The sequence below is a fragment of the Tepidibacter hydrothermalis genome (assembly GCF_029542625.1).
Classification (GTDB): Bacteria; Bacillota; Clostridia; order Peptostreptococcales; family Peptostreptococcaceae; genus Tepidibacter_A; species Tepidibacter_A hydrothermalis.
On sequence record NZ_CP120733.1, the window covers coordinates 554,178 to 579,608 of the forward strand.

The 25,431-nt window shown below is 29.3% G+C and carries 25 protein-coding genes and 1 riboswitch; of the genes, 16 read left to right on the plus strand and 9 right to left on the minus strand.

Translation table 11 applies throughout. The features are described 5' to 3' along the window. Positions 1-47: 47 nt before the first annotated feature. The 11 genes from P4S50_RS02365 (at position 48) to P4S50_RS02415 (ending at position 12,115) form a co-directional block, all read left to right on the plus strand. Complete coding sequence (locus P4S50_RS02365) at positions 48-1,661, plus strand: sensor domain-containing diguanylate cyclase (RefSeq protein WP_277732903.1); 1,614 nt, start codon at positions 48-50, stop codon at positions 1,659-1,661. Positions 1,662-1,999: 338 nt separating this feature from the next. Next, the gene (locus tag P4S50_RS02370; protein ID WP_277732904.1) at positions 2,000-3,664 is read left to right on the plus strand and encodes a propanediol/glycerol family dehydratase large subunit; all 1,665 of its coding nucleotides are present in this window, start codon (positions 2,000-2,002) and stop codon (positions 3,662-3,664) included. 19 nt (positions 3,665-3,683) lie between these two features. Next, positions 3,684-4,259 (plus strand): propanediol/glycerol family dehydratase medium subunit, encoded by a 576-nt coding sequence (locus P4S50_RS02375; RefSeq protein ID WP_277732905.1) that lies wholly within the window; start codon positions 3,684-3,686, stop codon positions 4,257-4,259. 21 nt (positions 4,260-4,280) lie between these two features. Next, positions 4,281-4,700 carry a diol dehydratase small subunit gene (locus tag P4S50_RS02380; protein WP_277732906.1) on the plus strand — a complete coding sequence of 140 codons (420 nt, stop codon included), beginning with the start codon at positions 4,281-4,283 and terminating at the stop codon, positions 4,698-4,700. 28 nt (positions 4,701-4,728) lie between these two features. After that, positions 4,729-6,573 (plus strand): diol dehydratase reactivase subunit alpha, encoded by a 1,845-nt coding sequence (locus P4S50_RS02385; RefSeq protein ID WP_277732907.1) that lies wholly within the window; start codon positions 4,729-4,731, stop codon positions 6,571-6,573. Next, positions 6,573-6,968 (plus strand): glycerol dehydratase reactivase beta/small subunit family protein, encoded by a 396-nt coding sequence (locus P4S50_RS02390; protein WP_277732908.1) that lies wholly within the window; start codon positions 6,573-6,575, stop codon positions 6,966-6,968. Before P4S50_RS02385 ends, P4S50_RS02390 begins: the two co-directional genes overlap by 1 nt. A gap of 59 nt (positions 6,969-7,027) precedes the next feature. Beyond that, on the plus strand, positions 7,028-7,453 hold the full coding sequence (locus P4S50_RS02395; RefSeq protein WP_277732909.1) for a GlcG/HbpS family heme-binding protein: 426 nt from the start codon (positions 7,028-7,030) through the stop codon (positions 7,451-7,453). Positions 7,454-7,534: 81 nt separating this feature from the next. Further along, a complete protein-coding gene (gene dhaT / locus P4S50_RS02400) occupies positions 7,535-8,692 on the plus strand; it encodes a 1,3-propanediol dehydrogenase (RefSeq protein WP_277732910.1) in 1,158 nt (385 codons plus the stop codon). 171 nt (positions 8,693-8,863) lie between these two features. After that, positions 8,864-9,568: an MIP/aquaporin family protein gene (locus P4S50_RS02405; protein ID WP_277732911.1), complete on the plus strand. Its 705-nt coding sequence runs from the start codon at positions 8,864-8,866 to the stop codon at positions 9,566-9,568. Between the two features lie 244 nt (positions 9,569-9,812). Next, the gene (locus tag P4S50_RS02410; protein ID WP_277732912.1) at positions 9,813-11,036 is read left to right on the plus strand and encodes a sensor histidine kinase; all 1,224 of its coding nucleotides are present in this window, start codon (positions 9,813-9,815) and stop codon (positions 11,034-11,036) included. A 20-nt stretch (positions 11,037-11,056) separates the two neighbouring features. After that, positions 11,057-12,115 (plus strand): response regulator transcription factor, encoded by a 1,059-nt coding sequence (locus P4S50_RS02415; RefSeq protein WP_277732913.1) that lies wholly within the window; start codon positions 11,057-11,059, stop codon positions 12,113-12,115. A gap of 42 nt (positions 12,116-12,157) precedes the next feature. Here P4S50_RS02415 and queC read toward each other — a convergent pair whose 3' ends face one another. Genes queC through P4S50_RS02445 form a run of 7 tightly spaced genes read right to left on the minus strand, consistent with a single transcriptional unit; the run spans position 12,158 to position 16,309 of the window. Continuing rightward, on the minus strand, positions 12,158-12,829 hold the full coding sequence (gene queC, locus P4S50_RS02420) for a 7-cyano-7-deazaguanine synthase QueC (RefSeq protein ID WP_277732914.1): 672 nt from the start codon (positions 12,827-12,829) through the stop codon (positions 12,158-12,160). A 24-nt stretch (positions 12,830-12,853) separates the two neighbouring features. After that, complete coding sequence (folE, locus tag P4S50_RS02425; RefSeq protein WP_277732915.1) at positions 12,854-13,441, minus strand: GTP cyclohydrolase I FolE; 588 nt, start codon at positions 13,439-13,441, stop codon at positions 12,854-12,856. Positions 13,442-13,446: 5 nt separating this feature from the next. Continuing rightward, positions 13,447-14,112 carry a putative 7-carboxy-7-deazaguanine synthase QueE gene (gene queE, locus P4S50_RS02430; protein WP_277732916.1) on the minus strand — a complete coding sequence of 222 codons (666 nt, stop codon included), beginning with the start codon at positions 14,110-14,112 and terminating at the stop codon, positions 13,447-13,449. Between the two features lies 1 nt (position 14,113). Further along, the gene (gene queD / locus P4S50_RS02435; RefSeq protein ID WP_277732917.1) at positions 14,114-14,545 is read right to left on the minus strand and encodes a 6-carboxytetrahydropterin synthase QueD; all 432 of its coding nucleotides are present in this window, start codon (positions 14,543-14,545) and stop codon (positions 14,114-14,116) included. A 4-nt stretch (positions 14,546-14,549) separates the two neighbouring features. Then, positions 14,550-15,311, minus strand: a complete 762-nt coding sequence (locus P4S50_RS02440) for an acyl-CoA dehydratase activase (protein ID WP_277732918.1) — start codon at positions 15,309-15,311, stop codon at positions 14,550-14,552. Continuing rightward, on the minus strand, positions 15,312-15,620 hold the full coding sequence (locus P4S50_RS20230; RefSeq protein WP_416390147.1) for a 2-hydroxyacyl-CoA dehydratase family protein: 309 nt from the start codon (positions 15,618-15,620) through the stop codon (positions 15,312-15,314). Then, on the minus strand, positions 15,530-16,309 hold the full coding sequence (locus tag P4S50_RS02445) for a 2-hydroxyacyl-CoA dehydratase family protein (RefSeq protein WP_331489684.1): 780 nt from the start codon (positions 16,307-16,309) through the stop codon (positions 15,530-15,532). Before P4S50_RS02445 ends, P4S50_RS20230 begins: the two co-directional genes overlap by 91 nt. Before the next feature lie 478 nt (positions 16,310-16,787). Between P4S50_RS02445 and P4S50_RS02450 the strand changes: the two genes are divergently transcribed. The 4 genes from P4S50_RS02450 (at position 16,788) to P4S50_RS02465 (ending at position 20,515) form a co-directional block, all read left to right on the plus strand. Beyond that, the gene (locus P4S50_RS02450; protein ID WP_277732919.1) at positions 16,788-17,219 is read left to right on the plus strand and encodes a MarR family winged helix-turn-helix transcriptional regulator; all 432 of its coding nucleotides are present in this window, start codon (positions 16,788-16,790) and stop codon (positions 17,217-17,219) included. 151 nt (positions 17,220-17,370) lie between these two features. Beyond that, on the plus strand, positions 17,371-17,724 hold the full coding sequence (locus tag P4S50_RS02455; RefSeq protein WP_277732920.1) for a carboxymuconolactone decarboxylase family protein: 354 nt from the start codon (positions 17,371-17,373) through the stop codon (positions 17,722-17,724). Positions 17,725-17,823: 99 nt separating this feature from the next. After that, complete coding sequence (gene lpdA, locus P4S50_RS02460; protein ID WP_319023195.1) at positions 17,824-19,527, plus strand: dihydrolipoyl dehydrogenase; 1,704 nt, start codon at positions 17,824-17,826, stop codon at positions 19,525-19,527. Continuing rightward, positions 19,520-20,515, plus strand: a complete 996-nt coding sequence (locus P4S50_RS02465) for a lipoate--protein ligase (protein ID WP_277732921.1) — start codon at positions 19,520-19,522, stop codon at positions 20,513-20,515. Before lpdA ends, P4S50_RS02465 begins: the two co-directional genes overlap by 8 nt. 33 nt (positions 20,516-20,548) lie before the next feature. Here P4S50_RS02465 and P4S50_RS02470 read toward each other — a convergent pair whose 3' ends face one another. Together P4S50_RS02470 and P4S50_RS02475 are read right to left on the minus strand one after the other, a co-directional pair. Then, entirely contained in the window at positions 20,549-22,528 is a 1,980-nt protein-coding gene (locus tag P4S50_RS02470) for a methyl-accepting chemotaxis protein (RefSeq protein WP_277732922.1), read from the minus strand. 576 nt (positions 22,529-23,104) lie between these two features. After that, entirely contained in the window at positions 23,105-23,383 is a 279-nt protein-coding gene (locus tag P4S50_RS02475) for a hypothetical protein (protein ID WP_277732923.1), read from the minus strand. A gap of 313 nt (positions 23,384-23,696) precedes the next feature. Continuing rightward, positions 23,697-23,813: riboswitch (FMN riboswitch) on the plus strand. Between the two features lie 519 nt (positions 23,814-24,332). Here P4S50_RS02475 and ribD point away from each other — a divergent pair. Further along, positions 24,333-25,430 carry a bifunctional diaminohydroxyphosphoribosylaminopyrimidine deaminase/5-amino-6-(5-phosphoribosylamino)uracil reductase RibD gene (gene ribD, locus P4S50_RS02480; RefSeq protein WP_277732924.1) on the plus strand — a complete coding sequence of 366 codons (1,098 nt, stop codon included), beginning with the start codon at positions 24,333-24,335 and terminating at the stop codon, positions 25,428-25,430. The last annotated feature ends 1 nt before the right edge of the window (position 25,431 follow it).

Sequence of the window (25,431 nt, forward strand, 5' to 3'; positions counted from 1 at the left end):
AAACTATTGAAAAGGGCTATTTTAAATACTTCGAGGAGTTGTTGCTAATGAATATGAATAGCTTTATAGCTAAAAAGAAGTATATATTGAAATACAGTATTATTTTATTTATTACATTAAGTTTAATATTTATATCATTATCTTCTATTTTTCAATATAATATAATGAACTTAAAGAAGCAAGAAATAGAAAAAAATGAAAATAGGATTGTAAGATTAGAAAAAGATATACTAAGAGAACAGATTGATAATGTAATTTCTGATCTGTTGTTTTTATCGGACTCACTTGATTTATATAGTTTAGATGAATCAACATATCAAGATATTGCAAAACAATGGAAGGTTTTTTCTGACAGAAAGAAAATTTATGATCAAATACGTTATATTGATCTTTCAGGAAATGAAATTATAAGGATTAATTATTCTGATAAGGGGTCTCATATAATAAATAAGTCAGAACTTAAGAATAAAAAGGAAAGATATTATTTTAAAGATAGTATTAGTTTGAAAAGAAAACAAATATATATATCAAAATTAGATTTGAATGTTGAAGATGGGAAAGTTGAACAACCCTTAAAGTCAATGATGAGATTATCTACACCAGTATTTGATAATGAAGGGAATGTTAAAGGTATAGTTATTCTTAATTATTATGCTAAATATTTACTGGATGATTTTGGAGCCATATCCCAAAATAGTGTAGGGGAAGCTTACTTGTTGGATTCTAATGGATATTGGATTTACAACAAAGATAAAGATAAAGAATGGGCTTTTATGTATGAAGAAAAGAAAGAGATTAGTTTTAAGAATGAATATCCTAAAGAATGGAGTTATATATTAGATAATGAAGAAGGAACACTAAATACTAAGAATGGTTTTTATACGTTTTCAAATATTATGCAGATCGATACAGATTCATCTAAAAATAAAAAATTAGAAAACATAGATATAGTATTTGGAGAAGGTAATTGGACCGTTGTTTTATTTATTCCAAAAGATAGTGAATGCGGAGTCTTGTTTGAAAATGATCCTTTTGAATTACTGTTAAATGTACTTAGTAATGGAAAAATAGTTCTTTTGATTATATTAATAATATCTATACTTTTCTCGGTTTTAATGACAATGAACAAGATATCAAAAGAGAAGATTAAGTATTTTTCTGAATATGATGAAATGACTGGGGTTTTAAATAGACGAGCAGGTCTTCAGAATTTAAATAAACAATACACAGATATTGTTAATAATGGGGGAGGCATTAGTATATGTTTTATTGACATTAATGGACTTAAAGATGTCAATGATGCATTAGGGCATGAGGCTGGTGATGAGCTCATTATGACAGTTGTCAAGGGTATTAAGAAACACATAAAGAAGTCTGATTTTGTTATAAGAATGGGTGGAGACGAGTTTCTTGTGATTTTTGTAAATCTTGATATAGAAGAAGCTGAAAATGTATGGGAAAGAATAAATAATGAATATAAAAAAATAAATGATGAAGAAAATAGAGCATACATTGTAAGTGTGAGCCATGGCATAGAAGAATGTAAATTCCATCATAATGAATATATTGACAGTATCATCAATTCAGCTGACCAGAAAATGTATAATGAAAAAAGAGAGATAAAAAAAGGCCTTACAATTGTCAGAAAAAAACAAGATTAAGGTTATAAGTATTATAAATTAAAAAACAATACTCCTTGCTTATATAAGCAAGGAGTATTGTTTTTTTTGTTATTTATAAATCATCGTTAGATTGTTTTGTAAAGTTGGGTGAGTTTTAGATTTTCCTATTTTCAGGACAAAAAGAACAAAAATATACAACAAAAATGTACAACAAAAAGTTGTGAAATTAAAATTAAGCAAAAATATACAAAAACATGACAAAAAAATTTGATAATATTTCCAATAGTTTATTGTATTATTGAATCATAGATAAAAAAGTAACAATTTAAATAAAATAATAGACAGCAACTAAAGGTAATATAAGGGAGGAATAATAAATGAGATCAAAACGATTTCAAGTTTTAGCACAACGTCCTGTAAACCAAGATGGCCTTATAGGAGAATGGCCAGAAGAAGGTTTAATAGCAATGGAAAGTCCTAATGATCCTAAACCATCTATAAAAATTGAAAATGGAATGGTAGTAGAACTTGATGGAATAAAAAGAGAAGATTTTGATACAATTGACAGATTTATAGCAGACTATGCAATAAATCTGAAAGAAGCTGAAAAATCTATGAGCTTAGATTCGTTAGAAATTGCACAAATGCTTGTTGATATAAATATTGGTAGAGATGAAATTGTAAATATAACAACATCCATAACTCCAGCTAAGATAGTAGAAGTTGTATCACACATGAATGTAGTGGAAATGATGATGGCACTTCAAAAAATGAGAGCTAGAAAAACTCCATCAAATCAATGTCATGTTACAAACTTAAGAGATAATCCAGTACAAATTGCAGCAGATGCAGCAGAAGCTAGTATTAGAGGTTTCTCAGAGCAAGAAACTACAGTTGGAATAGTAAGATATGCACCATTTAATGCATTAGCGATACTTATAGGTTCTCAAGTGGGACGTGGAGGAGTTTTAACTCAGTGTTCAGTAGAGGAAGCTACAGAACTTGATCTTGGAATGAGAGGACTTACAAGTTATGCAGAAACAGTTTCTGTATATGGTACTGAACCAGTATTTACTGATGGAGATGATACTCCGTGGTCAAAAGCATTTTTAGCATCAGCATATGCTTCAAGAGGACTTAAAATGAGATTTACATCAGGTACAGGTTCGGAAGCATTAATGGGATATTCAGAAGGAAAATCAATGCTTTACTTAGAAGCAAGATGTATTTACATAACAAAAGGAGCAGGAGTACAAGGCCTTCAAAATGGGGCAGTTAGCTGTATTGGTATGACGGGTTCAGTTCCTTCAGGAATAAGAGCTGTACTTGCTGAAAACTTGATAACAACTATGCTAGATATAGAAGTTGCATCAGGAAATGATCAAACATTTTCACATTCAGACATACGAAGAACTGCAAGAACACTTATGCAAATGCTTCCAGGAACAGACTTTATATTCTCAGGATATAGTGCAGTTCCGAACTATGATAATATGTTTGCCGGTTCGAATTTTGATGCAGAAGATTTTGATGACTATAATATTCTTCAAAGAGATTTAATGGTAGATGGTGGACTAAGACCAGTATCAGAAGAAGAGACTATTGCAATAAGAAATAAAGCTGCAAGATCAATACAAGCTGTATTTGAGGAATTAGGGTTCCCAGCTATAACAGATGAAGAAGTAGAAGCAGCAACTTATGCTCACGGAAGCAAAGACATGCCAGAAAGAAATGTGGTTGAAGATTTAAAATCTGCAGAAGAGATGCTTAATAAGAAAATCACTGGTCTTGATATAGTTAAAGCATTAAGTAAGAATGGATTTGATGATGTAGCAAATAACGTATTAAACATGCTTAAGCAAAGGGTAACTGGAGATTACTTACAGACATCTGCCATATTAGATAAAGATTTTGATGTTATAAGTGCAGTTAACGATATAAATGATTACAAGGGACCAGGAACAGGTTACAGAATGAGTGAAGAGAGATGGGAAGAAATCAAAAACGTTCAAAATGTAATAAAACCAGAAGATATTCAATAATTGATAGAGGTGAAAAATTATGGATAATATAACAAATAAATATGTTGCACCACAGCTTCAGCTTATAGAAAAAGGAGAAGCAAAAGTTGGAACAAAAGCAGATGAAGTTGTTATAGGAATTGCACCAGCTTTTCATAAGTCACAAAATAATACTATAGTTAATCTTCCTCATAATGATGTTCTAAGAGAACTTATAGCAGGAATAGAAGAAGAAGGATTAGAGGCTCGTGTAGTTAGAGTGATTAGAACATCTGATGTTTCATTCATAGCTAATGATGCAGCTAAATTAAGTGGTTCAGGAATAGGGATAGGAATTCAATCAAAAGGAACAACTGTTATACATCAAAAGGATTTGCTTCCTTTGAATAACTTAGAGTTATTTCCACAAGCTCCACTTATAACACTTGAAATTTTTAGATTGATAGGAAAAAATGCAGCTAAATATGCTAAAGGGGAATCACCAACACCTGTTCCAACTAAGAATGATCAAATGGCAAGACCGAAGTTTATGGCAAAAGCGGCATTACTTCATATAAAAGAAACTAAGCATGTAGAGGTAGGGGCAAAACCTGTAGAAATAGAAGTTGAATTTTAATTTAGAAGGGAGAACAACTTTATGGAACAAATAAAAATGAATCCGCAAGATTATCCTTTGGCTACTAAAAGACCGGAATATATTAAAACTCCAACAGGAAAAAAATTACAAGATGTAAATTTAGAAAATGTATTAAGCGGAGAAATTAAACCAGAAGACGTTAGAATATCACCAGAGACATTAGAAATGCAAGCTCAAATAGCTGAGGGAATGAATAGAGATGCTATTGCTAGAAATTTTAGAAGAGCTTCAGAACTTATATCAGTTCCAGACGACAGAATATTAGAAATATACAACTCGCTGAGACCTTATCGTTCTACAAAAGAAGAACTTTTAGATATAGCTAAAGAACTTGAAACTAAATACAATGCAAAAGTAAATGCAGATTTCGTAAGAGAAGCAGCTGAGGTTTATGAGAAGAGAGAAAAATTAGCAAAATAGTAGTGAGCTTTGAATAAGGAGTAAATATATGAAGATTATTGCAGGTGTTGATATAGGAAATGCTACAACGGAAGTTGCGTTATCTAAAATGGATAATAATGGTAAAGTGGAATTTCTTTCTAGTGGAATAGTTTCGACAACAGGGATAAAAGGAACACAAGAGAATATACAAGGTGTTTTTTCTTCATTAAAACAAGCTTTATATAAAGTTTCTATGGAACTTAAAGACCTTGATTTGGTAAGAATAAATGAAGCTGCACCAGTTATAGGGGACGTAGCTATGGAAACTATAACTGAAACTATAATAACAGAATCTACTATGATAGGACATAATCCTACTACACCAGGTGGAATAGGACTTGGAATAGGAAAAACTATATATATAGAAGATTTAGACTCGTTAAATATAGAAAATTTAAATAAAGAGGATCAATTTATAGTTTTGATATTGAGTAAGATAAATTTCTTAGAGGCTGCTATAAGGATAAATGAGGCAGTAAAAAGAGGGATAAATGTAACAGCAGCTATAGTCCAAAGAGATGATGGAGTTTTAATTAACAATAGATTAGAAAAAAAGATACCTATTGTTGATGAAGTGGTACTTCTAGAAAAAGTTCCAATAGGAATGAAAGCAGCAGTAGAGGTAGCAGAACAAGGCGGAGTAGTAGAAATTTTGTGTAACCCATATGGCATTGCAACAGTATTTGGATTAACTTCAGAAGAAACGAAACTTATAGTTCCTATATCTAGAGCACTTATAGGAAATAGATCTGCCGTAGTTATAAAAACACCTAAAGGAGATGTCCAGGAAAAAAGGATTCCAGCAGGTAAAATACATATAGATGGACTAAAGCGTAAAGAAGTGGTAGATGTTGAATATGGAGCTAAAAAAATAATGGAAGCAATTAAGCTTTGTGTTCCTGTTCAGGATATAAAAGGGGAAGCGGGTACTAATTCAGGTGGAATGCTTGAAAATGTAAGACAAATAATGGCTAAACTTACTAATCAGAATATAACTGATATCAAGATTCAAGATCTTCTAGCAGTAGATACCTTTATACCTCAGAAGGTAAAGGGAGGTCTAGCAGAAGAATTTTCTATGGAAAATGCAGTAGGAATAGCAGCTATGGTTAAAGCTGATAAGCTTCAGATGCAAATGATTGCTGATACACTAAAGGAAAAATTAAATATAGATGTAGAGGTAGGGGGAGTAGAAGCGGATATGGCTATAAGAGGAGCGCTAACTACCCCAGGAAGTAGCACACCTCTTGCAATACTTGATATGGGTGCTGGATCTACTGATGCATCTATAATAAATAAGCAAGAAAAAATATCTTCTATACATTTAGCTGGTGCTGGAAATATGGTAACTATGCTTATTAAGTCGGAATTAGGATTAGAAGATTTTAATTTAGCAGAAGATATTAAGAAATACCCTCTAGCTAAAGTGGAAAGTCTATTTCATATAAGACATGAAGATGGTACTGTAGAGTTTTTTGAAAATCCATTAGAGCCATCTGTATTTGCAAAAGTAGTTATATTAAAAGATGGAATGCTGGTTCCAATAGATGGGAACAATTCTTTGGAAAAAATAAAGACTATAAGAAGATTTGCAAAAGAGAAAGTATTTGTTACTAATTGTCTAAGAGCATTAAGTATAGTATCTCCAACTGGGAATATTAGAGATATAGAATTTGTAGTATTAGTAGGCGGGTCATCCTTAGACTTTGAAGTACCTCAATTAGTTACAGATGCACTATCTCAGTATGGTGTAGTAGCAGGAAGAGGTAATATAAGAGGTTTAGAGGGACCTCGAAATGCAGTAGCTACAGGACTTATATTAGCTTTTAATGAAAATAGGGAAGGTAACTAATGAAATATTACAAGTATGAGAAACCAAGTATATATATATATCACTCCTCTGAAATAAAGGATATATCAATTTTTAATGATGTGTTGTTTGGAATAGAGGAAGAAGGTATACCTTATGAAGTTAAAGAAAAAAAAGAATCTAATTCTTTAGAATTAAGTTATAATGCTGCACAAGACTCAAGATTAGCTGTAGGTATAGGTGTTGATAAAACTGGAAATATAGCAATGACTTTCAACAAGCTTAAAAAAGGAGAAACTTTGTTTGTTACAAATTTATCATTCGGAGAAGATAATCTTAGAAGTTTAGGAGCTAATGCAGGCAGATTAGTTAAGGACATATCGTTTAAGCAAATTTTAGAGAATGATTTATTTATAGATAAAATAGGATGTTTATGATGGATTGTAGGTGGAACTATGATCAGATTTGAAAAAGAAAAATAAGGAGGATAAAAACTATGAAAAAGTTAAACGAATTAAAAGAACTAAGCTTAGAAATAGTAAAGGAAATGGCTGCTGCAGTTGAAGAAAAAGCAGCTTGTATGAATGTACCAGTGGTATTTGCGGCAGTAGATGCAGGTGCAAACTTAATGCTTATGCACAGAATGGAAGATGCTTTTATAACAAGTGTAGATATAGCTATAAATAAAGCATTTACTTCAGCAGCATTAAAAATAGGAACACATGAAGTAACTCCAAATATACAACCAGGAGAAAGTCTTTATGGTTTACAGTTAACTAACGATTGTAAAATAGTTACATTTGGTGGTGGATTCCCAATAATAGTAGATGGAAAAGTTGTTGGAGCAGTTGGAGTAAGTGGTGGAACTGTGGAAGAAGATATGGCTATAGCACAAGCTGCTTTAGATATATTTAATAAGTAGTGTCTAACATAAAATAATAATTTTCCAAAAAAATTATATACATATAAAAATAAATATAAAAAACTTAGGAGGAATTGTAAGATGAGAATGTATGATTATTTAGTACCAAGTGTAAACTTTATGGGAGCTGGATGTATAAATAAAGTTGGAGAAAGATGTACCATATTAGGAGGAAAAAAAGCCTTAATAGTTACAGATAAATTTTTAAGAAATATGGAAGGTGGAGCAGTTGAATTAACTGTTAAATACTTAAGTGAAGCAGGAATAGAAGTTGCATATTATGATGGAGTAGAACCAAATCCAAAGGATACAAATGTAAAGGATGGTTTAGCTATATTTAATAATGAAGGTTGTGATATGATAGTTACAGTTGGCGGTGGAAGTGCTCATGACTGTGGTAAAGGTATTGGTATCGCAGCAACTCATGAAGGAGATCTTTATGATTATGCAGGAATTGAAACTTTAACAAATCCACTTCCTCCAATAGTTGCAGTAAACACTACAGCTGGAACAGCAAGTGAAGTTACAAGACACTGTGTTATAACTAATACAGAGAAAAAGGTTAAATTTGTTATAGTAAGTTGGAGAAACTTACCGTTAGTATCTTTCAATGATCCAATGTTAATGGTTAAAAAGCCAGCTGGATTAACTGCAGCTACAGGAATGGATGCTTTAACTCATGCAGTTGAAGCATATGTTTCAAAGGATGCTAATCCTGTAACAGATGCAGCAGCAATACAATCTATTAAATTAATATCTAAAAATTTAAGACAAGCTGTTGCTTTAGGAGAGAATTTAGTAGCTAGAGAAAATATGGCATACGCTTCATTATTAGCAGGTATGGCATTCAATAATGCTAACTTAGGATATGTACATGCCATGGCTCATCAATTAGGGGGATTATATGATATGCCTCATGGAGTAGCAAATGCTATGCTTCTTCCACATGTAGAAAGATATAACTTAATCTCAAACCCACAAAAATTTGCTGATATAGCAGAATTTATGGGAGAAAACATAGATGGATTATCAGTTATAGAAGCAGCTGAAAAGGCTATAGATGCTATGTTTAGACTTTCACAAGATGTTGGAATTCCAGCAAGCTTAAAAGAAATGGGAATTAAAGAAGAAGATTTTGAATATATGGCTGAAATGGCATTAAAAGATGGAAATGCATTTAGCAATCCGAGAAAAGGTAACGAAAAAGACATAGTTTCAATATTTAAAGCTGCATTTTAAATCTAACTAAAACATTATTAATTAAGTAGTTATCCGAAAGCTAAAAGTTCTAAGACTTTATTCTCTCAAGGCTGGAGTTTTAGGACTTAACAGCTTCTGGATTAGCTTATTTCAAAAACTCTATCTCAATTAAGCTTTGCTTTATTGGGCAAAAATGAAAGGAAGACTATAATGACGAATTTTTTAGCAGAAATGTTAGGAACAATGATTCTTATAATTTTAGGGGATGGAGTAGTTGCTAATGTAGTATTAAATAAAACAAAGGGTCAAAATTCTGGATGGATTGTTATATCAACAGGATGGGCTTTAGGAGTGGCTATACCAGTTTTTATTTTTGGAACTATTAGTGGAGCACATTTTAATCCAGCTGTAACACTAGGATTGGCTACAATAGGAAAATTTTCTTGGTCGAGTGTACCAACGTATCTCTTAGCCCAATTTATAGGTGCTTTTTTAGGAGCAGTAATAGTTTGGATATTCTATAAACCGCACTTTCAAGCAACTGAGGATCAAGCTGCAAAGCTTGGTGTATTTTGCACAGGACCAGCTATTAAAGATACGTCTTCAAATTTCATAGGAGAAGTTATTGGTACTTTTATATTAGTCTTTGGAATATTAGGAATAGGAAATACACCTATGGTTGATGGATTACAACCTATAGTTGTAGGACTTATAGTTTGGGCAATAGGACTTACTTTAGGGGGAACAACAGGATATGCAATTAATCCTGCTAGAGATCTTGGACCACGTATAGCACACTATATTTTACCCATACATGGAAAAGGAGATTCTGACTGGGGATATGCATGGATTCCGGTAGCGGCTCCTATAGTTGGAGGGATAATAGCATCAATAAGCTACAATATAATCTTCTAAAGTTAGTTGTACAAAGTAATTATTTAGCATAAGTAATATAATCAGAATCTTCTTGTATATATTTTTCAGCATTGATTAAATTACAAGAAGATTCTTTTTGAATTAAGAAAATAGTTATTTCAAAGCGACCAGAAATATTAATTATATACTATTAAATGGTATTTATTGATTTTTATGTTTGTTATTAATATAATTAACTTAGTACTTTACATTAATCAAAAAATTACTTACTAAGGAGAAAATATTGAGTTATTTAATTGGTTTAGAAAATATTATAGATATTGAAATGTTTCAAAAAATACAGGATGATATTGCAAGTGCAACAGAATTAGCTATTATTACAGTAGATTATAGAGGAAAACCTATAACTAAACACAGTGGGCGTACTGATTTTTGTAGTATTATACGTAGTGATAGTAGACTAGGAGAATTATGCGAAAGATGCGATTCTAGAGGTGGTCTTGAGGCAGCAAGAAAAGGTGAAACATATATATATAGATGTCATATGAAGTTAGTAGATTTTGCAGTACCTATTATTGTGAGGGGGCAATATATAGGAGCCTTAATGGCAGGGCAGGTTTTAACTGAAGAAAGTAAATTTTTAGAGCTAGAACGTGTTGTTCAAAGTGATACAGATATACAAACGGATCCAGAACTTATTGAAATGTATAAAAAGCTACCGATTATTCCTTTTAGGAAAATTCAGTCCATTGCTAAGATGATGTTTCATATTAGTAACTATATTGTAAATGAGAGTCTTTTAAAAATAGCACAGCAGGAACTTAATGAAAAAAATATTAAGTTTATGGAGGTTGAAAAAGCTAAAATTCAAATGGAAAAAGAATTAAAATATTCACAATTAAAGGCTTTACAATCTCAGGTTAATCCTCATTTTTTATTTAATGTATTAAATAGTATTTCTACATTGGCTTTAATTGAAAAAGCCCCAAAAACCCAGGAAGTAATCTGTAATTTAGCAGAAATTCTTAGATACACTTTAAAGAAAGTAGATAAGATGGTAGAGTTAGAAACTGAAATTAACTATGTAACTGCATATTTAGAGATTCAGAAAGTGAGATTTGGGACAAGATTAGAATTTTATATTGATATGGAAATAGAATGTAGAAAAGTTAAAATTCCATTTATGATTATTCAACCTTTTGTAGAAAATGCTATAATACATGGACTAGAATTAAAAGAAGATGGTGGAAGTATAAAAATAAATATTTATAAATCAGGCAAATCTGTAGTGATATGTATAGAAGATGATGGAATAGGAATTGAAAATAACATGCTTGAATTAATAAACTCAGGAAAAGAAGAAGATTATAGAAAAAATACTTCAAGTGGAATAGGAATCAATAATATAAAACAAAGAATGAAATATAATTATGGAGATAGGTATTCTATTAATATAACTAGCAAAATTAATAAGGGGACAGAAGTAAAAATCATTTTACCACAATAGTTATAGATAGGAGATCGGATATGTATAAAATATTATTAGTAGATGATGAAATCTTAGAAATAGAAGCACTAAAAATAATGTTGGAAAAATTTAAAGATCAAGTAACAATTGTTGGAGAAGCTAAGAATGGCAGAGAGGCAATAGAGCTTAACTCAAAATTAAAGCCAGATATAATATTTATGGATGTAAAGATGCCTGGTATAGATGGAATAAAGGCTTCAAAAATTATTAAAAATCAAAATGAAGATATTGTGATCATTGTACTTACTGCATATGATGATTTTGATTTAATCCATGAAGCTTTAACTTTGGGTGTAAAAGATTATATTTTAAAACCTGTTAAGTGCGATAATTTATTGAATGCTTTAAGTGTACAAATTAATAATTTGAAAATTAATAATAATAGAATAAAAATGAAAGAGTTATTATTAATGGATAAAATTATATCCCAGGATAAAAATGAGGCTGAAATTTTACTAAATAGCATTATAGAAAGCTATATTATAGCTAGTAATGAAGATATTGATTATTTTAGGCATAAAATCAAGTTGATTCTAGAAAAAATGATGAAAATATCTTCTAAATTTAGATTTAAACACAATAGATTGTTAAATGAAGAAGAGTATTTACATAAACTTAACTCTCTTGAAAGTATACAATCTATTTCTGCTTATATAAATAGTTTGTTAGTATCAATATTTGAAGAAATATTAGAAAGTGATACAGAAACAAAGAAAAATGATATTGAGAAATTAAAATGTTCAAATAAGATTATAGAACCAGCTTTGAAATATATTGAAGAAAATTACAGAGAACAAATATTACTAGAAGAGGTAGCTAGTATTTCGAATATAAGTCTTTACTACTTTAGTAAACTATTTAAAAAAGAAATGGGAATGAATTTTACAACTTATGTAACTAAGTATAAAATAGAAAAAGCTAAGAAAATGCTTAAAAACACAGATATACCTATAGTAAATATAGCATCAGAACTTGGATACTATGAATGTGGATACTTCACTAAAGTCTTCAAAAAAATAGAAGGGATAACACCTACAGAGTATAGAAATAATAATTAATCGTAGGTGTTATTTTTTTTATTTATTTATTTATTGTTAAGCTTACAATTTATATGATTTTTTGAACTCTAAATATCCATTTTTTCTTAACTTACATGCAGGGCAATCTCCGCATCCATTTCCTTTAATTCCATTATAGCAAGTCAAAGTTTCATTTTTAACTATATCAAGTACCCCTAAATCATCTGCCATTTTCCAAGTCTCAGCTTTATCAATCCACATCAATGGAGTATGGATTACAAATTGGAAATCCATAGATAGATTTAATGTAACATTTAAAGATTTTATGAATACATCTCTACAGTCAGGATATCCACTAAAATCACTTTGAGATACACCAGTTATAATATGATTTGCTCCTTTTTGCTTTGCAAATATGGCAACGAAAGATAAAAACAATAGGTTTCTTCCGTCGACAAATGAATTAGGAGTTCCATCTTCTGGGGAATCTTTATCTACTTCTATGTCTGTTCTTGTTAAAGAATTTGGTGCTAATTGATTTAATAAATTTAAATCTAGACAATGATGTTCTACATTATATTTTTTACAGATATCTTTAGCACATTCTAATTCTAGTTTGTGCTTTTGACCATAATCAAATGATACTGCTATAACTTCTTTAAATTTTTTCTTTGCCCAGAATAAGCAAGTAGTACTATCTTGACCTCCACTAAATACTACTACAGCTTTATCTTTATTTACCTCTATATTCATATAATATACCTTACCTTTCTGTACCTATTTATACATCATCATTAAAGTATTTTGTAAAGTTAGATCAGTTTCAAATCTTCCTCTTAATGTAGTTGTAACTGTTTGTGCATTAGTTTTCTTTATACCTCTAGTCGTCATACATCCATGTTCACCTTCAATTATAACTGCTACATCATTAGAGTCAGTTACCATCTGTATAATTTCAGCTATATCTGTTCCTATTCTTTCTTGGAGCTGTAATCTACGTCCAACAATATCAGCGATTCTAGCAATTTTACTAAGGCCAATAACTTTGTCTTTTGGAATATATGCAACTGCTACTTTCATATTGTACATTAAAGCTAAATGGTGTTCGCAATGACTGAAAATTTCAATATTCTTCATAAAAACCATATCTTTATTGTTTTCATTTATATTCAAATCATCTTTAAATGTTTTACCAAACATCTCAGCTATTTCTTGATTTGTATAAGCTTGTCCTTTAAATACCTCTTCGTACATCTTAGCAACTCGTTTAGGAGTATCTTTTATACCTTCTCTATCTGGATTTTCCCCTAAAGCTATTAAAATTCCTCGTATGTGTTTTTCAATTTCTTTTAAATTGATACCCATTGGATTTATACACCTCTTTCATTAGGATCCCATATTATTTTGTGAAGTTGTGCCTGTAAAGTAACTCCATTCATATTGTGTTTTTGCATAAAGTCAACAATATCAGCCATATTGATATCACCGAATATTGGACTTATATATACGTTAGTTTTACTTACTAAATTATGTTGATCGATTATATACTTCGCTTTTTCTAAATCGTTGGTACTACCTGAGACAAATTTAACTGTATCATTTTTAGTTAAATATTTAAAATTATCAATTAACATTTTTTGTTCCATATTACTTGAAGGTAGTTTATAATCCATTGTAAACTTAGGTGGATTTTTTATATTTATAAATTCCTTTAAAGATACACTACCATTAGTTTCTATTTCAACTGAAAGATTATCATCTTTTGATAGTATATTTAATAATTCTATAAGACCGTTTTGAAGTAAAGGCTCACCACCTGTTAATGTAACGTTCTTAACCTTAGTAGCTTTTATATATTGATATATTTCTTGTTCACTCATCAATTCGTACTTTACATTTTCTTCGTTAGCCCACTGAGTATCACAGTAACTACAGTCTAAATTGCATCCTGCAAATCTTATAAATACGGCTAGTTGACCAGATAAACGACCCTCTCCATTTATACTTACAAACTTTTCAACTACTTTAAAATCCATGCTATTTCACCTCGCATTCTTCATAGGTAGAACTATTAGTAGGAGTTTCATAAACAGTAGCTCTTTTTACGTTGTATCCTTTTTCCTTCATATAGTTAAAGAAAAAGAATGAGAAGTTTTCTGCTGTTGGTCTAAATTTAACTTCTAGTATTCTAAATCCATCTTGTGATAGACACTGTAAAGTTTCTTTTCTCATAGTATTTTCTTGTATTATTAAGGCATGATCATAGTAATCTACTATTTCTCTAACATCTTTTTTTAAATCTCCAAAATCTATTACCATACCATCTAACTGTCCACCGTTAATTAACGATTCTGACTGTACTTCTATTTCAACTCTCCATCTATGACCGTGAATATTGCTACATTTTCCTTTATAGTTTGCAAGAAAATGAGCGCTATCAAAACTGTGTTCTGCTTTTAATATATACATTTTGTTACCTCCTAAATTTACTTCCATAATAACAGCATCCGATTGCTCCATTAAATTGAGGGTCTTTAACTGATATAATTTCATCATAATCTTTCTTTAAATATTCTTTTATAGCAACGTTATTAGCAACTCCACCAGTTAAAACCAATTTTCTTCCCTTAAATTTTGTTAAAAGGGGGTTTAACCTTTTATATAAGGAATAATTAACTCCTGCACATAAACTTTCTATGCTAACGCCCTCAGCTATTTTTCCTATTAACTCAGATTCAGAAAAAACTGCACATGTTGAATTTAGCTCTACTGGATTTTCATATTCTTTACTCATATCATCAATAGATATTTCAAGTACGTTTGCCATGTTTTCTAAATATCTACCACATGAAGCAGCACATTTTTCATTAAGCTCTAAATCTGTTGTAATTCCTTTTTCAACTTTAACTACTTTGACATCTTGACCACCTATATCTAGAAGTATAAAATCTTTTAACCCTGTCTGATAGAATCCACCATAAACATGGGCTTTTATTTCATTTATAGGGGTGAATTTATTTAAATCAGTATTGTTTCTACCATATCCTGTAGATACAGCTATATCAATATCATTTATATCTAATTTATTTAAATCTACTGTAACTTTACCATCATAACTACAATAGTCTCTATAAAAAGACATTGTACTAATTTTTTGTTTTTTTATTATTTTATTGTCTTCCATTACTGCAATTTTAACTTCTCGACTTCCAAGATCTATACCTAAAATTCTCATTTACTTTTCCTCCTTTAAATCTAATAACATATCAAGAAAAGCTTCAATTCTAAGTTTTGTTCTAGCGTCAAGAGTATTTAATTTATCGCCTTCTATATTAAGAATAGGAATATCTAGCTTTTGTTTTAAGACAATATCTTCAACTGCTCTATAACAAAAAGCTTGTGTGTAGTGAATTATTCCATCTAATTTTCTTTCACTAATTTGATTTTTTAACTCTATAATTCTAAACTCAGTATCATATGGATATGTGTAGTCATAGTACTGTTCATATATATTTGTAGCTTTATTGCTCTTGGAAAAGCAAATTCTCTTTGAACTTCGTTATATACAAAAGATGCATTAAAGTTTTCAACAAATTCATATATATCACCAGTCATAGGAGGAACACCAAGGTATCCTAATCTAAGTTTTTTATTTATAGGTTTTCTTTTTTCTATGTTGAGAATAGCATTTTTAAGTTCAGATTCGAAATTATCAACATTTCCATTTAAATCACTTAAACTTACCTGATAAAGGTGATTTTCAAAACCATTGGCTTTATTATTTACATATGTTAACTTGTCAATTTCTTTAGCTAAGTTTCTAACTTTATTTAATCTAATTCTTATTTTTTCAACTTCTTGGGCATTTACATTAAAAATATCCATAAACTTGTTTAATTCTTTTTTTACATCTTCTTTTTTATGGCTGTGTGGAAATGAAAAAGGGTAGACTTTAATTCCCTTTAACTCTAATACCTCTATAAGTGCTTTTGTATTAGAACAATCTCCTTCCATAACTCCAATTATTTCTTTTATATCATTCTCTATACAAGCTCCATAAATCCCTTTTATCCAGGCACACATGCTTTTAGGAAAACCATCTCTTTCTGCTATATCAATATAATTTGAATAGTCTTTAGAAGTTATAAAGAGATTATTCAAATCTATAGGGGTATATCCAGCTGCTATAAGAACTTCTACAGGAACTGTAGTTGTTAAACCTATTTTTTTCACTATATTAAGCCTCCTTAAATTTAAAAAAGGACACAAAAAAAGGGCATAGCTGCCCCATAAACAAAAAAACTACCCTTTAAGGTAATTGGTCCTAGTTTTGTTTATAGACAGGATGGTTACGAACTGTCTTAATTTATTCATATAGACTATAATAACATTTTTAATGCAAATTTGAAAGTATATAATTAAAGTAAAAAATGGATAAGTAAGTATGGTCTAACAATAAAAAATTTGTATAAGAAATCGATAATGTATTAAAAATAAAAATATGTTATTATAAAGTGAAACTTAATTCAGATGGAGTTCTTACTCCTGCTGAATTTTTAGTTGCGTAAGTGCTCTTTGGGTAAACTAATCCAGAAGCTGCTAAGTTCTTATCTCTAGCCCTAAGAGGATGGAGTTTTAGAATTTTAAGCTTTTGGATAAAATAAAACTTAATGTCAGAAACTAAAGATAGATATTATTAGGAGGAAGTTGTATGTTTAAGCTTGATGACTGTGTTGGATTTATAACAAATAAAGTTTCTAAAAAAATTTCAGATGTTTTTAATGAAAAGTTAAGTAGTTATGAAGTTACTAGGGTTCAGTGGATTGCTTTATATTTTTTAGGCAGATATGAATATATTAATCAAAGTGAGTTAGCTGAAAAGATGGATATAAAAAAATCTACAATGGTAAGATTGATTGATAGAATGGAAAAGGAAGGATATGTACGACGTGAAAAAGATATAAAGGACAGAAGGATTACCTATATATGCTTGACTGAATTAGGTAAGAATCGTAGAAAAGAATTACTACCTTTTGGTGAAGAATTTAGTGATTTAATTGTCAGAGATATTTCTGATGAGGATATGGAAGTATTTAAAAAAGTACTCAATAAATTGGTTGAAAATGCACAACTTAGTGAATAAGTATAGTATATAATATAAAAGTTTGTAAAATTGTGGATAAAAGTATTGATTTATTAAATACATGATGTTATAATTTAAACAATAACAGTTGCTAAGCTAATGGTTAGCACTACAACTATTACAAAAACAATAAAATATAGGGGGAATAAAAATGAAAAAAAATCCAAGAGAATTATTAAATGCATTTATGGGAGGACTACAAGATGTAGGTCAAACTAATGGAGAACAGGTAAACGCTTTCATGAACTTATTAGGAGCAGCTTATAAACCAGGAAAACTTGATACAAAAGCTAAAGAGTTAATAAGTGTAGCTATTGGAGTTTATAATCGTTGTGAATATTGCATAGTATTCCATGCATATAAAGCTTTAGAAGCAGGAGCAACTCGTGAAGAAATTATGGAAGCTGCAATGGTATCAGTAGCTTTTGGTGGAGGACCTGCTATGGCATATAGCGCAACATTATTAAAAGATTCAATAGATGAATTTGAAAAAGATTTCAAATAATATTTAAGTAGTACAAAAAAGGCAGAAGATATTTCAACTGCCTTTTATTTATATGAGACATGTATTAGCATAAAGCGAATTCTAAAGGAGGTAGTACTAGTGATTGAAATAAAACTTGAACAATTATCTGGAGAGAGTAATAGTGGAAAAGTAGGAAAAATCGATGTGAAAATTGGTGATGAAATAAAAGATGGAGATGTACTGCTTCAAGTTGAATCTCAGAAAGGGAATGTTTCTGTAAAATCTAATGCTAATGGTGTTATTGAAGAAATTGTAATAGATGAAGGAGATACTGTTAATATAGGAGATATTTTATTTAAAATAGATGGAGTAAAAACTGAAGAATGCTCTGATGCAACAGGTGGATTTAATTATTTTAATAATTTAATGAAACCTCAAAAAGAAGAAATAGAGGCAGATATAACTATAATAGGAGCAGGTCCAGGAGGATATGTTGCAGCAATTTATGCAGCAAAACAAGGTAAAAAAGTTATTATAATTGAAAAAGAACATGTAGGAGGAACTTGCTTAAACCATGGTTGCATACCTACAAAAGCACTTGTACGTTCATCAGAAGTGTATAGAAATATGAAAGAGTCTGATAGCTTTGGTATTTTTGCTGAGAATATTTCTGTTAATATGGAAAAGGTTATCGAAAGAAAAAATGATATTAAAAATCAACTTAAAAAGGGTATAGAGTACTTATTAGAGAAGCATAATGTACAGAAGATTGATGGAAAAGGTGAAATTATAGATCAAAATACTGTATTTGTGAAAACAAATAGAACAGAAACAACTATAAAAACTAAAGATATAATAATTGCTACTGGATCAGAACCATCAGTTGCTCCTATTAAAGGTATAGATTCTAAGCACGTATTAACAAGCAAGGAAGCTTTAGATATGACAGACTTACCAAATAAATTAGTAATAGTTGGTGGAGGAGTTATAGGAATGGAGTTTGCTTTTATTTATGCAAGCTTTGGAGTAGAAGTTTTTGTTGTTGAATATGCAGACGAAATATTAGCTTCTTTAGATGAAGATGTGTGTCATGAAATAAGTGAAATTGCAAAAGAAAATGGAATCAAACTATATACTAGCTCAAAGGTTGAATCAATTGATGAAACTGAAAGTGGTGAATGTATAGTTTCGTTTATTAAAGATGAGCAAAGTAAATATATTTCATGTGATAAAGTATTAGCTTCAGTTGGAAGACAACCATACTTTGAAGAATTAGGTATTGAAAAATTAGGGATTGAAATGAATGACAATAAAAAAGGTATCAAGGTCAATGAAAAAATGCAGACAAATATATTAAATATTTATGCGATAGGTGATGTTACAAATATAATACAATTAGCACATGTTGCTTCCCACCAAGGTATTGTTGCTGTTGATAATATCTTAGGAAAAAATAAAGCTATTGATTATTCAACGGTTCCAAGTGCTATTTTTACTGAACCTGAAATAGCGGTTGTAGGAATTACTGAAAAGATAGCAAATGAAAAAGGTATTGAAATAGAAATAGGCAAATTCCCTATGTCTGCTAATGGAAAAGCATTGACATTGGGAGATGCTAAAGGTTTTGTTAAAATAATAAAAGAAAAAGCAACAGGAAAAATAATAGGTAGTACTATAATAGGACCACATGCAACAGATTTACTAGCTTCTGTAACACTATGTATAAACAATAAACTTACTACGAAGCAAATAACAGAAACTATATTTGCACATCCAACAACTGCAGAATCAATACATGAAGCAGCACTTAATGTAGAAGGGGGGGCTATACACTTTGCATAATAATATTTCAACTAGAATAATATGTTCAACATCATACAACCCGTGGCACAATCTAGCTGTTGAAGAATACCTTCTAGAAAAAGTTAAAGACAATGAAATAATATTATATTTATGGCAAAATGAAAATACTATTGTAATAGGAAGAAACCAAAATCCATGGAAAGAATGTATGTGTAAAGATTTTGAAGCAGATGGTGGAAAAATAGCTCGTAGATTATCTGGTGGAGGAGCTGTTTTTCATGATATTGGAAATTTAAACTTCACTTTTGTTATGGATAAAAAATTATATGATTTAGAAAAACAGTTAAGTGTAATTCTTAAAGCTGTTAATAATTTAGGTATTAATGCCGAGTTTTCAGGAAGAAATGATATATTAGTAGGAGAAAGAAAATTTTCGGGAAATGCATTTTATGAAAAAGCAAATTCATCATATCATCATGGAGCTATACTTGTCGATGCAAATATGGATAAATTAAGTAAATATTTAAAAGTATCAAAAGAAAAGATTGCTTCTAAAGGAATTGAATCAGTTCGTTCTAGAGTAGTAAATTTGAAAACTATTAACGATGATATAACAATCGAAAAATTAAAAGAGAGTCTTATAAGTAGTTTTCTTGAACTTTACAAAGGTGATTCAAATATAGAATATATAAAGGATAAACAAGATATACAAGATCTATATGAAAAATATTCTTCTTGGGAATGGAAATATGGGCAAACTCCTAAGTTTGATATAAACTTTGTAAAGAGATTTAAATGGGGAGAAATAGACCTGAATCTAAACCTAAAGAACGGTATAATTGATTCTTTAGTTATTTACTCTGATGCAATGAATAGTGTCTTAATTAAGGATATAGAAAATGAATTATTAAAAATACCATTTAAGATGGATTCTATTTGTAAAAAACTAAATAATATTAACTGTAAAACTGATGAAAAAGATATGATTTTTGAAATAGAAGAATGGTTAAAAAGTAAAATTGGATAAGATGAACCCCCCTAAAAAATTAGGGGGTTCTTTTTATTCTTCAACTTTAAATTTATCTGTTTGTTCTTTTAAAACTTGAGACATTGAATTTAATTCGTCAATACTTGCACCTATTTCTTCAAAAGTACTTACTTGTCCTTCTATAAATGAATTGATTTCTTCAGAAGCAAGTGCATTATCTTGTGTTGTTTTTGCTATTTCATCAATAGCTTTTGCCATATCATTAGAAATTTCGGATTCTTGTTTTGCTAAATTAGAAATCATATGAATTTTATCAGTTGTACTTTCAATAGAATCTAAAATATTTTCAAATATACTATTTGTATTAGTTGCTTTTTGAACACTAATTGTAACAAATTCTTGACCTTGCTTTATTGAAATATCTGCATTATTTGTTTTTTTCTGAACTTGATGTATTAATAAACTGATGTTTTCAGCAGATTTTTTACTTTCTTCAGCCAGTTTTCGAACTTCATCAGCTACTATAGCAAAACCTCTACCTTGTTCACCTGCTCTTGCTGCTTCAATAGCGGCATTCAAGGCTAATAGGTTTGTTTGTTCTGATATTGATGTGATTATAGAAACTATCTCATCTATTTGGTCAGACGAAATTTTAAGATCTTCTATAATTGCATAAACTTCATTTGTAGAATTTTTTGCTTCGTTAATACTTTCAACAACTTCTTTTATACTTTCTGCACCAAGTTGAGCAGATTCTAAAATATTTTTGCTATTTTTAGATGCAATTTCAGTTTCATCATAAATAACTTGAGAACTAGTAGCCAATTCTTCTATACTTGCAGTAGCTTCTTCTACAACACTAGCATTATTTTGAATACTAGAGGAAATATTGTTCATTTCACTTGCAATGCTTTCTATACCCTCATTGGCTTCTTCTATAGCAAGAGATACTTGATTAGACGATTCGCCTAATATATTAGCGTTAGATTTTGTTTGAGAAATTAAGAAATGTATTTTATCAACAAATAGATTAAAATATTTAGCTAATTCGCCTATCTCATCTTTAGTTGTCTCTTCTAGTCTTCGAGTTAAATCTCCTTCGCCTTCAGATATATCCTTAAGCATATTAGTAGTTTTTATTATTGGTTTTGTTATTAAAATTGAAATGTATGCACCAAATAATATAGCTACTATAATACTAGTAATAATACTTACAACAATAATTGATTGTATATTTTTTACACTTTTTTGAGTGGATTCTTTAATATTTATATTTATTTCTTCAACTAATGGTTCAAATTGGTGAATTGTGTTTCTGTATTGGCCCCTTAAACCTTCACTACTAGTTAATCCGATTTCTTTATTAATAGAATGTATTTGATTAAGTGTATCTTCATAATTATTTAGAAGTGATGTTAAACTTGAATCATTAGATAAAGATTTCATATCAGAAAAGATTGATAATAATTCATTAAAATATTGTTCATTTTTTGTTAGAAAGTAATGCTGTTTTGTCATATTAGCTTTTAGCAATAAAAAGTTTATTTCATTGCTTGATGATAAAGTTTTTATAGAATTTTGTATATTAGTTAATTCTCCAACTAGACCATATTGGTCAAATCCTACTTCACTAGTTTTTTGTGCTACTTGTATGAACATGCTGTGATAAGAATCTACCAATTTTTCCATTTCTTTAATTTGATTAGAGTATTCTTGATTTGAATATATTTCTTTATATTCTTTTGTTTTCTTTATTTGGTTTTGTAAATTTTCAAAATTTGAATTGAATTTATCTATGTATTTACTTTTTCCAGTTTCAAAAAACTGTGGATTAGTTAGTTCTCTTAATAAAAAGTCTTTCTCATTTTTTCTTAATTCTAAGACAAGAGTATATAGTTTATCGTTGTCTAAAAGCAAATTGATTTTAGAATTACTAATGTCTTTTATAAAAACAAATGATGTTGTTCCTATAAACAAGAAAAGAATTATCATTACTAAAAACGCTGAAAATAACTTCTTTCTTATTTTCCAATCTTTGAATTTAAAAATCATAGTTATTACCTCCTAGTTATGATTATTTTTTGTATACGGAAAATATAAAAAATAATTAGAATAATATCAATTTGATAGTATCATTATTTTTAATTATATAGTGATTTTTTGTTATTTACAACTTAGAATTATTGTAAAAATATTCCGAACTTAATTTTAGAAATAAAAATAAATGATCGCTCGTGTGAAAACATTAAGAAAAGGTCGCTACAGGATAGGTAATAGCTTAATTCTACTAAAATAATCTTATATATAAGAAAATTATATGATTTTTAACTTGGAATTAGTTTTAATGAAAAAACTCTAACTCCAAGAGTTTCCAAATAATATAATGGTAAAATTTGATGGGGCTTGAATTCATATAAATTTTAAGAAGTGAGCCTATAGGATTTAGTTGGAGATGGGTGAATTAGTAAGCATAAAGCGAATTTTATCTAAAAATTAAATTTCCAAAAATCTATTGTTTTAAAGATGGATATAATTACTTAACAGCTTCTTGATAAGCTTATCTAAAAGGGAAATTACACAATTAAAAATTCAGATGGAGTAATAATTCCATCTGAATTAAGTTTAGATCTATCTTTTATTGATATTATAATCAGTGTGGTCATTTCCATAGTAATGAAGTTCACTAGTTAATCTTATAGTATGTCTATCTTTGTTGTGTTTGATTTTTACATTTTCAAATCTACCGTCGTCTTGAACATCAACTAAATACTGCTGAATTAAATCATCAGCAATATCATCACTTATGTTGTTATATACTTTGAAAAATTCTCTTTCTGAAATTTCAAGTGTCAAATCATATGTTCCATCTTCTCTTTTATTTCTCATCTCTTTTATATCAGTAAACATAATATTCCTCCTCAATTTTAGAGTGAAAATTCAAATCAATATATTTTATAAAAAACTTTTCTATATTTAAATTATAACCATTTATAATTTAAAAATTTATAAAACGAATAAAAAAAATATTTTGTGGAAATTTATGGTTTGTTAAGACTGAAAGTTTTATAGATTATACTGCTTAAAAGAATTGATATTACAGTGATTTCATGGATACAAATAAAATGTTGAAAATCAATATAATTTCCTAGTGATTAAAAAATATAGATATTAGCTTATTGTTGACAAAAATAATTTTGTATGTTAAATTTAAAAAAATTAAATAAATCTTCAGGGCAGGGTGAAATTCCCGACCGGTGGTATAGTCCACGAACCACAATGTGGTTGACTTGGTGAAATTCCAAGACCGACAGTAAAGTCTGGATGGGAGAAGATAAATTAATAGAATAACATTATGCTATTATTGTTTTTATAAAAAATAGGAAATTATAATCCTTTAAAATAAAGACTTTTTATAGTTGTTATTTATAATAATTATTTGTTTTTTATAATAGTTATTATAGTATTAATTAGATTGCAAGCTCTGAAGATAAATATCTTCAGAGCTTTTTTATATTTAAATTAAATTTAAGATTAAGCCGAAAAATTATACTCATTGAAATAACGCTACTTAGTCAACATTTTAATAAAACTACAGATTTTGCTTTATAAAATATCCTAAAAGTTCTAAACTCCTTTTAGTCAGACAAAGAACTTTTTTAACGGATATTTTAACAGCATAATCTAAGTTGAATAGTAAAACGTTAACTAAAAGTAGCTAACATTTCAATGAGCATAATTTTTAAGTTTAGTTCCTAGATTCAATAAAAAAGTATAAAGTTTAGATATAACTATAGAAAATATAGGGAAGAATATGTATTAGCATTATACGAATTTAAGGATAAATAGAGGTGATTATGTGGACAAATATATGAAAAGAGCAATTGAATTAGCTATTAAAGGTAAAGGATTCACTAGTCCCAATCCTTTAGTAGGTGCTGTGATTGTAAAAGAAGATAGAATTATTGGAGAGGGGTATCACGAATACTACGGAGGACCACACGCAGAAGTAAATGCTATTACTAATGCTTGTGAGGAGGTTACAGGATCAACCATGTACGTTACATTAGAGCCGTGTTCTCACTTTGGAAAAACACCTCCATGTGCACAGTTGATTATAGATAAGAAAATAAGGAAAGTTATTATAGGAATGAAGGACCCTAATCCTATAGTAGCAGGAAATGGTATAAAACTTTTAAGAGATCATGGTATAGAAGTTATAGTAGGTGTTTTGGAAGAAGAAATAAAGAAAATGAATGAAATATTTATTAAATACATATCCACAAAACTACCGTTTTGTATTTTAAAAACTGCTATGACATTAGATGGAAAGATTGCAACTAGTATAGGTGATTCAAAGTGGATTACTAATGAAAAATCACGAGAATATGTTCATGAAATAAGACACCAAGTTTCCGGAATAATGGTTGGTATAGGTACTGTTTTACAAGATGATCCTTCATTAACAACTAGATTAAAAGATAAAGAAAGTGTTGATCCCGTTAGAATTATAGTAGATACAAAATGCAGAATACCTTTAGATTCAAAAGTTTTGAATCTTAATTCAAATAGTAGAACTATTATTGTCACAACTGAAAAAGCTGATAGAAATAAGCTTGAATTGATCAAAGAAAAAAAAGCAGAAATAATTATTACTCCATTAAAAAATGATCAAGTAGATTTAGAATATCTCATTCAGAAGCTTGGAGAAATGGAGATTGATAGTATTTTAATAGAAGGTGGTTCAACTTTAAATTATAGTATTTTAAAGGTTGGGTGTGTAGATAAGGTGATTTCATTTATTGCACCAAAGATTATAGGAGGAGAAAATTCAAAAACTCCAGTAGGTGGTGCAGGAATAGCTTATATTAAAGATTCTATAGAACTAGAACGTATTGAAGTAAAAATGATTGAACAAGATATTATGATTGAAGGCTACTTAGGAAAGGAAGAATAGT

Bases quoted from the DNA above. Each gene is read 5' to 3' on its own strand.
- P4S50_RS02455 (WP_277732920.1), top strand. From the start codon at position 17,371: ATGAAAAAAAATCCAAGAGAATTATTAAATGCATTTATGGGAGGACTA.
- P4S50_RS02365 (WP_277732903.1), top strand. From the start codon at position 48: ATGAATATGAATAGCTTTATAGCTAAAAAGAAGTATATATTGAAATAC.
- P4S50_RS02415 (WP_277732913.1), top strand. From the start codon at position 11,057: ATGTATAAAATATTATTAGTAGATGATGAAATCTTAGAAATAGAAGCA.
- P4S50_RS02380 (WP_277732906.1), top strand. From the start codon at position 4,281: ATGGAACAAATAAAAATGAATCCGCAAGATTATCCTTTGGCTACTAAA.
- P4S50_RS02470 (WP_277732922.1), bottom strand. From the start codon at position 22,528: ATGATTTTTAAATTCAAAGATTGGAAAATAAGAAAGAAGTTATTTTCA.
- folE (WP_277732915.1), bottom strand. From the start codon at position 13,441: ATGGGTATCAATTTAAAAGAAATTGAAAAACACATACGAGGAATTTTA.
- P4S50_RS02450 (WP_277732919.1), top strand. From the start codon at position 16,788: ATGTTTAAGCTTGATGACTGTGTTGGATTTATAACAAATAAAGTTTCT.
- P4S50_RS02475 (WP_277732923.1), bottom strand. From the start codon at position 23,383: ATGTTTACTGATATAAAAGAGATGAGAAATAAAAGAGAAGATGGAACA.
- queE (WP_277732916.1), bottom strand. From the start codon at position 14,112: ATGGATTTTAAAGTAGTTGAAAAGTTTGTAAGTATAAATGGAGAGGGT.
- P4S50_RS02390 (WP_277732908.1), top strand. From the start codon at position 6,573: ATGAAATATTACAAGTATGAGAAACCAAGTATATATATATATCACTCC.
- queD (WP_277732917.1), bottom strand. From the start codon at position 14,545: ATGTATATATTAAAAGCAGAACACAGTTTTGATAGCGCTCATTTTCTT.
- dhaT (WP_277732910.1), top strand. From the start codon at position 7,535: ATGAGAATGTATGATTATTTAGTACCAAGTGTAAACTTTATGGGAGCT.
- P4S50_RS02375 (WP_277732905.1), top strand. From the start codon at position 3,684: ATGGATAATATAACAAATAAATATGTTGCACCACAGCTTCAGCTTATA.
- P4S50_RS02370 (WP_277732904.1), top strand. From the start codon at position 2,000: ATGAGATCAAAACGATTTCAAGTTTTAGCACAACGTCCTGTAAACCAA.
- P4S50_RS02405 (WP_277732911.1), top strand. From the start codon at position 8,864: ATGACGAATTTTTTAGCAGAAATGTTAGGAACAATGATTCTTATAATT.
- queC (WP_277732914.1), bottom strand. From the start codon at position 12,829: ATGAATATAGAGGTAAATAAAGATAAAGCTGTAGTAGTATTTAGTGGA.
- P4S50_RS02385 (WP_277732907.1), top strand. From the start codon at position 4,729: ATGAAGATTATTGCAGGTGTTGATATAGGAAATGCTACAACGGAAGTT.
- P4S50_RS02395 (WP_277732909.1), top strand. From the start codon at position 7,028: ATGAAAAAGTTAAACGAATTAAAAGAACTAAGCTTAGAAATAGTAAAG.
- P4S50_RS02440 (WP_277732918.1), bottom strand. From the start codon at position 15,311: ATGAGAATTTTAGGTATAGATCTTGGAAGTCGAGAAGTTAAAATTGCA.